General features: G+C 64.5%; 7 protein-coding genes. 2 read left to right on the top strand and 5 right to left on the bottom strand.

Annotated features, from left to right (window positions below; all coding sequences use genetic code 11):
- Window positions 1–47: 47 nt before the first annotated feature.
- The 4 genes from sufD to AUL31_RS04285 form a co-directional block, all read right to left on the bottom strand.
- A complete protein-coding gene (sufD, locus tag AUL31_RS04300; RefSeq protein WP_060601874.1) occupies window positions 48–1274 on the bottom strand; it encodes a Fe-S cluster assembly protein SufD in 1227 nt (408 codons plus the stop codon).
- A 2-nt stretch (window positions 1275–1276) separates the two neighbouring features.
- Entirely contained in the window at window positions 1277–2032 is a 756-nt protein-coding gene (gene sufC / locus AUL31_RS04295) for a Fe-S cluster assembly ATPase SufC (RefSeq protein ID WP_060601788.1), read from the bottom strand.
- Window positions 2033–2113: 81 nt separating this feature from the next.
- Window positions 2114–3640 carry a Fe-S cluster assembly protein SufB gene (gene sufB, locus AUL31_RS04290; RefSeq protein WP_060601784.1) on the bottom strand — a complete coding sequence of 509 codons (1527 nt, stop codon included), beginning with the start codon at window positions 3638–3640 and terminating at the stop codon, window positions 2114–2116.
- Between the two features lie 146 nt (window positions 3641–3786).
- The gene (locus AUL31_RS04285; RefSeq protein ID WP_060601780.1) at window positions 3787–4977 is read right to left on the bottom strand and encodes a cysteine desulfurase family protein; all 1191 of its coding nucleotides are present in this window, start codon (window positions 4975–4977) and stop codon (window positions 3787–3789) included.
- Window positions 4978–5179: 202 nt separating this feature from the next.
- On the opposite strand from AUL31_RS04285, the gene AUL31_RS04280 reads away from it, so the two are divergent.
- Window positions 5180–5854 (top strand): alpha/beta hydrolase, encoded by a 675-nt coding sequence (locus AUL31_RS04280; protein WP_060601776.1) that lies wholly within the window; start codon window positions 5180–5182, stop codon window positions 5852–5854.
- 51 nt (window positions 5855–5905) lie between these two features.
- Window positions 5906–7153: a tyrosine--tRNA ligase gene (tyrS, locus tag AUL31_RS04275; protein WP_060601775.1), complete on the top strand. Its 1248-nt coding sequence runs from the start codon at window positions 5906–5908 to the stop codon at window positions 7151–7153.
- Here the strand turns inward: tyrS and AUL31_RS04270 are convergent.
- A complete protein-coding gene (locus tag AUL31_RS04270; RefSeq protein WP_060601772.1) occupies window positions 7144–10500 on the bottom strand; it encodes an AsmA-like C-terminal region-containing protein in 3357 nt (1118 codons plus the stop codon). The two genes, tyrS and AUL31_RS04270, sit on opposite strands and share 10 nt — an antisense overlap.
- Between the last annotated feature and the right edge of the window lie 91 nt (window positions 10501–10591).

Here is a 10591-nt window from a genome sequence, read left to right as displayed (position 1 = left end):
GTTTCAAGGCATGGATGGCGCGGCGGCCAGGCCGCCGCACCGCCGGCTCAATGCGTGGCCAGCCAATGGTCGATGCGCGCTTCCAGCGCCACGACGGCGTCCTCGTGCTCGATCTCTTCCACCACCTCGTCGACGAAAGCCTTGACCAGCAGGGCCCGCGCCTCACGGCGGGGGATGCCGCGCGACATCAGGTAGAAAAGGTGGTTGGCGTCGATTTCGCCGGCCGTCGCGCCATGTCCGCACTGGACGTCATCGGCGAAGATCTCCAGCTCGGGCTTGGCGAAGAAATCGCCCTCGTCGGACAGAAGCAGCGAGTTGCAGGCCAGCCGCGCGTCGGTCTTCTGCGCGCCCTTGGCAACCTTGATCATGCCCTGGAAAACGCCCTGACCGCCCATGACCACATTGCGGAAGATTTCCGTCGCGGTCGTATGGGCAACGCTGTGGGTCAGCGTCGTGGTGACATCCACATGCTGCCCCTCGGCAAGCAGATTGACGCCGCGGATCTGGATATCGGCACCCTCGCCGACCGTCTCGCAATGCACTTCCTGGCGTACCAGCGCGCCGCCTGCATTGAGAACGAACAGGCGCAGCTTCGAGTTGGCGCCAAGCTTGACCGTCAACTGCCCGAGATGCGTTTCGCCGCTGCCCTTCTCCTGATCGACGATCCAGAGAATATCGGCATCGTCGCCCAGGTCGACCTCGGCAACCAGGGTGGACAACGAACCCGGCCCGGACGGCGATACGCGCTCCACGAAGGTGGCGCGCGCACCCTTGCCGACCGTCACCCGTGCAAAGGCCTGCGCACCCGCGGCGCCGGGGGCCGCACGAAGCTCGACCGCGTCGGCGAGGTTGGCGCCTTCGGCAATGTCGATCTGCGACCCGGTTGCACCGAGCGCCGCGTTGAGAACGCGGATCGTGTCGTGCGGGCGGTCCAGATGGTTAAGCGCGCGGTTCCACTCGGGGATACGGGCCGAGGGCGATACGGCCAGCCCATCGCGAGAGATCGCTTCGGCCGATCCGGCATCCACGACCACACTGTGCGGCAGCAGAGGCGCAAGAATGCTCTCGGCTTCCTCGCCTGCCGGTGCGCCGGCCTGCATGGCCCGGTCCAGAAGAACCCGCAGGTCGGTGTAGTGCCATGCCTCCACGCGGCGGCTGGGCAGCCCCGCTTCGCGCAGCGTCGCCAAGGCCTCGCGCTGGCCTCCGCCGGCTTCCGCGCGCTCGATCAGCCGCAGTTCCGCGGGTGTCTTCTTCGTCGCTATCGGTGCCGACATGCTCATGCAGCCTCTTCGATGATCTGGGAATAGCCTTCTTCTTCAAGGTGCAAGGCCAGTTCCTTGCCACCCGACTTGATGATGCGCCCCTTGTAGAGCACATGCACGCTGTCGGGCACGATGTGCTCGAGCAGGCGCTGATAGTGGGTGATCACCAGGAAGGCGCGGTCGGCCTGCCGCAAGGCGTTGACGCCATCGGAAACGATCTTCAGCGCGTCGATGTCCAGGCCGGAATCCGTCTCGTCCAGAACGCAGAGCTTGGGCTCCAGCAGGGCCATCTGCAAAATTTCAGCGCGCTTCTTTTCACCGCCCGAGAAGCCGACATTCAGCGGCCGCTTCAGCATGTCGGCGTCGATGCGCAGGGCACTTGCGGCCTCCTTGACGCGGCGCATGAAGTCCGGCGTCGTAAGCTGGCTCTCGTCGCGCGCCTTGCGCTGCGCGTTCAATGCCGTCTTCAGGAAGGTCATGGTGGCGACGCCCGGGATTTCCAGCGGGTACTGGAATGCCAGGAAGACGCCGGAAGCGGCGCGCTCGGCCGGATCCATCTCCAGGATGGACTCGCCATTGTACAGGATGTCGCCTTCCGTCACCTCGTAGTCGTCGCGGCCGGCGAGAATGTAGGAAAGGGTCGACTTGCCCGAGCCGTTCGGCCCCATGATGGCGGCAACTTCGCCGGCCTGCACCGTCAGGTTGAGGCCACGCAGGATCTCGGTGTCGGTGTCGGCAACACGTGCGTGAAGGTTCTTGATTTCCAGCATGTTCGTCTTCTTCGTTCGATGTCTATGGGCCGCGCGGCTAAGGCGCTGCGGCGGGGTGCGATGGGTTGCAGGCGCGCCGGTCTAGCCGACGCTGCCTTCGAGGCTGATGCCGATGAGCTTCTGTGCCTCGACGGCAAACTCCATCGGCAATTGCTGGATCACGTCCTTGACGAAGCCATTGACGATCAGTGCCACGGCCTCCTCCTCGGGGATGCCGCGCTGCATGCAGTAGAAGAGCTGGTCATCGGAGATCTTGGAGGTGGTCGCCTCATGCTCGAACTGGGCTGTCGAGTTGCGCGCCTCGATGTAGGGCACCGTGTGCGCGCCACAGTCCTCGCCGATCAGCAGCGAGTCGCACTGCGTGAAGTTGCGGGCGTTGGATGCCTTGCGCAGCGCCGACACCTGTCCACGATAGGTGTTGTTCGAGTTGCCGGCCGAGATGCCCTTGGAGATGATCCGGCTGGAGGTGTTCTTGCCGATATGGATCATCTTGGTACCCGAATCGATCTGCTGATAGCCGTTCGAAACGGCGATCGAGTAGAACTCCCCGCGTGAATTGTCGCCGCGCAGGATGCAGGACGGATACTTCCAGGTGATGGCGGAACCGGTCTCGACCTGCGTCCACGAAATGCGCGAGTTGGCCCCGCGACAATCGCCCCGCTTGGTGACGAAGTTGTAGATGCCGCCCTTGCCCTGCTTGTCGCCCGGGTACCAGTTCTGCACCGTCGAGTACTTGATCTCGGCATCGTCCAGCGCGATCAGTTCCACCACGGCGGCGTGGAGCTGGTTCTCGTCGCGCTGCGGCGCGGTGCAGCCCTCCAGATAGGAGACGTAGGAGCCCTTGTCGGCAATGATGAGGGTACGCTCGAACTGGCCGGTATTGCGCTCGTTGATGCGGAAATAGGTGGAAAGCTCCATCGGGCAGCGGACGCCCGGCGGCACGTAGACGAACGAGCCATCCGTGAAGACGGCCGAATTGAGCGCCGCAAAGAAGTTGTCGCCGACGGGCACGACCGAGCCCAGATACTTCTGGACCAGTTCCGGGTGCTCGCGCACGGCCTCGGAGATCGGCATGAAGATTACGCCGGCCTTCTCCAGTTCCTTGCGGAAGGTAGTCGCCACGGATACCGAATCGAACACCGCGTCCACGGCCACCTTGCGATAGCCGCCTTCGATCGGCTCGCCGGTCTCCTCGTCGAGGCGGGAGGGCTCGTCCGTCCTGCGGACGCCGGCCAGGATCTCCTGCTCTTTCAACGGGATGCCGAGCTTTTCGTATGTGCGCAGAATCTCCGGGTCGACCTCATCCAGGGAGGCCGGGCCCGACATCGACTTCGGCGCCGCATAATAGTGAATGTCCTGGAAGTCGATTTCCGGATAGTCGAGGCGCGCCCAGCCAGGATTCTCCATCGTCTTCCAACGCTCGAACGCCTTCAGGCGCCAGTCGAGCATCCATTGGGGCTCGTCTTTCTTCGCAGAGATGAACGCGATGATATCTTCGTTCAGGCCCTTGGGGGCGAGATCCATCTCGATCGTCGTCTCGAAGCCGTATTTGTACTGGTCCACGTCGATCTGGCGGACCTGATCGATGGTTTCCTGAACTGCTGGCATTCTCGTCTCTCCATTCTCGCCGGGGTCAAGGCCCGGTGGACGGCGTCTTGGCGTGCCATGCCTATAGCGGTAGTTTATAACCGTTCAAATAGTCATCGTCGCAAAAAAGTTGAATACCAGATTCCTCTTTTCTGCACAGCATGGGATCACGCGGCGTTGGAACGGTCCTCTGCCGCGCCAAGACGCGCCAGGACACGCCTGGCTACATTGATGAATTGGTCGATATCCGCGCGCGTCGTATCCGGGCCAAGGCTGATGCGCAAAGCGCCGAGGGCCGGATCGGCCGGATAGCCGCCCTCGGCCATAGCCCTCAGCACATGGCTGGCCCCGACTTTGCCGGACGAACAGGCAGAGCCGGCGGACACGGCCACTCCCTGCAAGTCGAAAGCGATCTGGACGGTTTCCGCCCGCATCGCAGGATGGGTGAAGCTGATCGTATTGGGCAGGCGGTCGGCCCCGGCCCCCATAATGGATATGCCCGGCGCCATCTCCCTCAGCGCAGACTCGAGCGCGTCACGCAGGGCACGCACATGCGGCCATCCGCCGCCGGCCATGGGGCCCGCGTTCAACGCAGCCGCTCCGAAACCCGCGATCAGCGGCAGGCTTTCGGTGCCGCCGCGCCGCCCCCGCTCCTGCCCACCGCCGGTAAACAGCGCATAGGGACGGGTATTCTCGTCGGCAAGCACAAGCGCCCCGACGCCCTTGGGGCCGCCGAACTTGTGCGCCGACACGACCGCCGCGTCGATTCCCGCCTCATGCAGCGCCAAAGGACGCCGCCCGGCCAGTTGCACCGCGTCGGCGACCAGAAGCACGTCGTGGCCGCTCAGCGCCGCACGGATTTCGGCAAGCGGCTGAATGACGCCGCTTTCGCCATTGGCCCATGACACGGCCAGAATCGCCGGACGGCCGGCCAGCGCGCCAAGCCATTGCGACAGCGCATCCAGCCGCACGATGCCTTCGGCGTCGACGGGAAGCCGGGTCACATCCCCGGCATCGAAGCGGCCGCCGCCGCGCAGGCAGGGGTGGTCCGTGTCGAGCACACAGAGCGCCTCGGCCCGCCATTCGCGGCCGTCCATCAGCCACAGCGGCGACAATGCGGTCGTTGCCGCCTCCGTTGCGCCGCTGGTGAATACGACACCGTCGGACGATACGCCGCACAGGGCGGCAACGGCGTCGCGCGCCTTCTCCAGCACCGATCTGGCGGCGCGCCCCTCCGTATGGATGGATGACGGGTTGCCGGGCATGTCCATCGCATCCAGCACGGCCTGCCGCGCCGCGGGCAAAACCACCGACGTCGCATTATGGTCGAGATAGATGCGCCCTGTCGAAGCAGGCATGGTCAATCGGCCCTCTGGAAGTCAAACTGCCGGTGATCGAGCAAATTTCTTGAATTTGCGGCCCCGGAAGGACTACATAGCGCATTCCGTGGAGCCAGACAGTTTTGAATCTTTCTAACTTGCTGGACCCTAAGAGGCTGCGTTTCCTCCGTCAAGGCGCTGCCGAACCCGCGACGCCCGCTCGATAGGATTGCCAGACACTATGCCAGAAGTCATCTTCAATGGTCCCGCCGGTCGCCTTGAAGGCCGTTACCAGGCCGCCAAGGAGAAGAACGCCCCGATCGCCATCGTGCTGCATCCGCACCCGCGTTTCGGCGGCACGATGAACAACCAGATCGTCTATAATCTCTTCTACATGTTTCAGCAACGCGGCTTCACCGTGCTGCGCTTCAACTTCCGTGGCATCGGCCGCAGCCAGGGCGAGTTCGACCATGGCATGGGCGAGCTTTCCGACGCCGCAGCCGCGCTGGACTGGGTGCAGACGCTGCATCCCGATTCCAAGAACTGCTGGGTTGCCGGCTACTCGTTCGGCGCCTGGATCGGCATGCAGTTGCTGATGCGCCGCCCGGAGATAGAGGGTTTCATCTCCGTTGCCCCGCAGCCCAACAGCTACGACTTCTCCTTCCTGGCGCCCTGCCCGTCGTCCGGGCTCATCATCCATGGCGACAAGGACCGCGTAGCCCCCGGCAAGGATGTGCAGGGCCTTGTCGACAAGCTGAAGGCGCAGAAGGGCATCGTCATCACCCAGAAGACGATGCCGGGCGCCAACCACTTCTTCAGCGAGCATGCCGACGAGCTGATGGCCGAGTGCTCCGACTATCTCGACAGGCGTCTTGCCGGCGAGTTTGCCGACACGCGGCCAAAGCGCCTCAAATAGCCCTGGCCCGGCCCCAAGCATCCTTATCCCACACTCTGGAATGATCTCATTATGACCGGTTTCAAGTCCGACTTCCTGAACACGCTTTCGGAACGCGGCTTCATCTATCAGGGCTCCGACATGGAAGGGCTCGACAAGGTAGCGCTTGCGGGCGGGCTGACCGGTTATATCGGCTACGATGCAACGGCGGCTTCGCTGCATGTCGGCCATCTGCTGCAGATCATGATGCTGCGCTGGTTGCAGAAGACGGGTGGCCGTCCGATCGCCCTGATGGGCGGCGGCACCACCCGCATCGGCGACCCGAGCTTCCGCGACGACCAGCGCCCGCTGCTGGACGAGGCGGGCATCGCCCGCAACCTCGAAGGCATCAAGGGCGTCTTCGCCAAATATCTCGATTTCGATGGCCCGGCCCGCATGGTCAACAATGCGGAATGGCTGGACGAACTCCAGTACATCGACTTCCTGCGCGACTATGGACGCCATTTCTCGGTCAACCGCATGCTGTCGTTCGAGAGCGTCAAGCAGCGGCTGGACAGGGACCAGTCCCTCTCCTTCCTCGAATTCAACTACATGATCCTGCAGGCCTACGACTTCGTCGAGCTGTACCGTCGCTTCGGATGCCGCGTGCAGATGGGCGGCTCGGATCAGTGGGGCAATATCGTCAACGGCATAGAGCTGACGCGTCGCACCGCCGATGGCGAAGTCTTCGCACTCACCTCACCGCTCTTGACGACGTCTTCCGGCGCCAAGATGGGCAAGACGGCCGGTGGCGCCGTCTGGCTGAACGCCGATATGAAGAGCCCGTACGAGTTCTGGCAATATTGGCGCAACACCGAGGATGGTGACGTCGAGCGCTTCCTGAAGCTGTTCACCGAACTGCCGATGGACGAGATCGCGCGGCTTGCGGCGCTGGGCGGATCGGAGATCAACGAAGCCAAGAAGGTCCTGGCGACGGAGATCACCGCCCTGTGCCATGGCCGTGCGCTGGCCGAGGAGGCGCAGGAAACGGCACGCGCCACCTTCGAGGAAGGTGCGCTTGCGGAAAACCTGCCCACCATCTCCGTATCCGGCAACGAGCTGTCCGAAGGCGTGGGCATCCTGACGGCCCTGGTGCGGGCCGGGCTTGCGGCCTCCAACGGAGAGGCGCGCCGCCACATCCAGGGCGGGGCCGTGCGCGTCAACGACCAGCCCGTTGCCGATGACAAGGTCCGCATCGGCGATGGCGACCTTTCCGGCGGCGTCATCAAGCTGTCCGTCGGCCGCAAGAAGCACGTTCTGGTGCGGCCGGATCACTCGTAGGAGAAGATCTGGCGGAAGATGCCGGGCGCGATCAGCGAGATCGGGTTGACCGTCAGGGTGGGAGCGCCGAACGGCCCGGACAGCCGGTAGGTTATTCCGATCAGCCCGCCCTCGTTGCCGTTGCCCAGGATCTGGCCCACCAGCGGCAAGGCGCCGAAGACGCGGTTGATGCCGTAGGCCGGCATGAACGAGCCGGTTATGTCGATCCTGCTCTGCCGGTCATAAAGCTGCCCTTCGAAGCTGGAGCCGAACACCGGCCCCCGCACGATGCCGTTGGCTACACGCAACGCGCCGTTGGCATAGGACAGTTGCGCCGACGCCTGGTCGAAATAGGCCTGGCTAGTCCGCAGATCTTGCCCCAATGCCTGCGACAGGCTCGATTGGCCCTGCACGGGCGTAGAGCCGACGATGCGCTCCAGCCGCGGCTCGTCCACGATGGTAAAGTCGCGCAGTTGCAGCCGGCCGGCATAGCCGCTGTCCATCGTCCCCGACAGTTCCAGCAACGCGCCACCGCTTTTCATCTGCGCATAAAGCCCCGAAAACGCCAGAAGCGCGCCGACATTGGCGCTGCTGAGGCTGATGGCGTCCTGGCCGTTGCGCTTGGAAAGGTCGCCGGCGATCTGCCCGTCACCGGCAATGGCCGAAATGGACAGGCCTGTCAGACGTCCGTTGCGGCTGGCGTAGTTCATTGCAAAGTTTTGCAGTGCCACGCCGTTGAAGCCGCCCAATCTGTCGACATTGGCGACGATATCGAGCGATCCGCGTGCGCGCTTGCCCGTCCTGTCCTGGCCCGCCGTCGACTTCAAATCCTGCAGGATCGCGCGGGCGTCGAACTTCTCGCCTGTAACGTCGATGGCGTAGCCGGCATCCGTGCGACGCGCCTTGAGGCGCGCCGAGTCGCCGGCATTCAGCGCCAGTTGCGACAGGTCGGCAGAGCGCAACCCGGCCTTGTCCGTCACCGCCGAGCCGACAGCCGAAAAGCCTTCTCCTTCCAGGCGGATATCGTCGAGGCGCTTCGCGTCGCCGGCATCGGACATGGACAGCTTCAAACTGGCGGCAACGCCCTTGCCCTTGCTCCATGCAACGGTGGGGATCTGCAACGCGCTGTTGGTCAGGTCCGCGCTCAGCCGTGTCGGCCTGTTCGACAGCTCCGCGTTCAGGGTGAAATCGCCATTGATGATACCCGCCAGCGCCGGCACGGCCTGCGATACGCGCTCATCGTTCATCTGCAACGCCACGGCAATGCGGCGGCTGCCGGTCCGCTCTTCACCGAAGGGGATGACAAGATCGACGGTACTGGGGATCTGGTCCATCCGGGCGTCGAAGCGGCCGGTAACCAGGCCCGGCTTGATCGAGAAACTGCCGGTCATGCCTTCGAAGTTGCGCCCTTCTATGGGCGACCCCGGGCTTGCGCCGTCGATCCTGGCTTCGACGTCCCAATTCAAGAGCTGGTTCGCCGGCTCGATATAACGCCCGACGCGCAACCTGGCATCGGCGACCACGGAACCGGTTCCGCTTGCCTGCTGCGGCTTGATATCCAGCGCACGCAGCGCATTCAATGGCCGCCGCGCCGCGATATCCAGAAGCTGCGGCACACTGCCCGCAGCCTTGATGGACAGGCCCACCAGAAGATCGCGGCGATAGCCCGTACGCGGCTTGGACAGCTCGACAGTGGAATCCGAAAGCGTGATGGCAGGCAGTCCGTCCACCATCGCATCGGCCACCATCACCCGCGTGGTGCTGCCGCGTGTTTCCAGCCGCCCATTGGCGTTGTACAGCCCCGGCAGATCGCCGACGGTGGACAAGTCGGCATTGTCGATATCGAGGTCGATGGTGAATTCGTCGGGCCGCGCCTCACCGAGCTTGCCGAAGGCGCTGCCCAGCCGGTCCAGCCGCGTGTTAATGCGGATGCGCGCGTTGGAGGCGAGCGCCGCGTCGCCCATATGCGAGATGACCCACAGGCGCGCCCTGCCGGCAATGTTGAAGGGCCAGAACGCCTTGACGGAGGCAACGCCCATGCGGTCGGACGATACGTCGAGGCGCGTCACCGCATCCGGCGCGCCATAGCCGAACTCGGCCGAGGCGGTCAGCACCCCTTCGTCCGTCTCCAGCCGCCCCTCGCTGAGTTCCAGGTGCTTTGCACCCGGATCGAAGATGCCGCTGACGGCAAGCTCGCCATGACGTTCGCCGCCCGATCCGACGCTCGACGTCAGGTCCTGCGTGCGCAGCCGAAAGGCAAGCCGGTCCAGCGACAGGCCCTGCCCGGCCGGCGCTGCCTCGATCGTGCCGAGTGCGATAAACGAAACGTCGCGAAATGCCATCGGGCTTGCCAGCAGCTCGATCTCCTCGGCATCGCTGCGATACCGCAAATTGAGCTCGGCCGACTCCACCTCGGTACGATTGAGGCCGAGTTGCAGCGTGCCCTTCCCCAGCTTGACCGTGGCATCGGCCTGCAAGGGCGCGCCCGCCGAAGCGCGGCTCATCGCGATCGACAGCTCCAGCGGGAAATCGGCGCCGAAGGGCCGCTCGTCGAAGGTGTCTTCCTCGGGCGCCGGTGGAAACGCATCCGCCACCGCTATGCGGCCCGAACCAAGGTTCAGGCGGCTGAGCAGGCCCGTCTCTTCCGAAAACTCGGCATCGCCGGCCATCGAGACAGGCAGGCCGTCGAGGTCGAACCGGGTTACCAGTTGCAGGGCGCCCACATCGCTGCGGCGCAGTTCCGCGAAGTCGACATGCAGCTCGTCGCCGGAGCCATCCAGCCTCGGAATTCCGGTGATGGAGATATCGTTGAAGGCCACCGTATCGAAATGGAAGGAGCGCAGAACACCGAGGTGGCGCTCGACATTCTGCAGGATGCCGCCGGCCGTGCGGGCCAGCAGCGTCCGCGGCGGATCGGCCTCGACGCTATCGGCGGCCGGCGCGGCCTCCTTGGGCGGCGGCGCATCACGCCCGCCTTCCGTCGGCGGAAGGATCAGCGAATTCAGATCGATCCGGGCGCCCGAAACCTCGAAGCGGCCGAACTCCAGCCCCCCGCCGGAGATCAGCGGCACCAGCCGGACAGCCACCCCGAAATGGTCGATCTCGCTTCGGGACGACGGATCGTCCTTCGGCGCCATGCTGACGTCGCTCCACGTGACGGCAAGCGACCCGTCTCCGCGTAGCTGGTATGTCTGCTCGCCGAGCCTGGTAACGAAGCGGGGGCCCATCAGGTTGGCAAGCGCGGTCTCCGCCCTGGATCGGACCAGATCCTGGCCCGGCGTCGTCCCCAGCAGGAATATGACAAGCCCGCCAACCACGACGACCAGCAGAAGGAAAAGGCTTGCGATCGCGCCGGCAATGCGGCGCATCGGCCTCATCCGCATGCGCAGCGGCGCCGCTTCACGCCGGCAGCGTCGAGATGGCGGAACATGGCGTCGGCGGTCGAGTTCATTCCTACCC

Source organism: Aureimonas altamirensis, from assembly GCF_001463885.1.
GTDB classification, from domain to species: domain Bacteria; phylum Pseudomonadota; class Alphaproteobacteria; order Rhizobiales; family Rhizobiaceae; genus Aureimonas; species Aureimonas altamirensis.
This window is presented reverse-complemented; position numbering and strand designations above follow the sequence as displayed.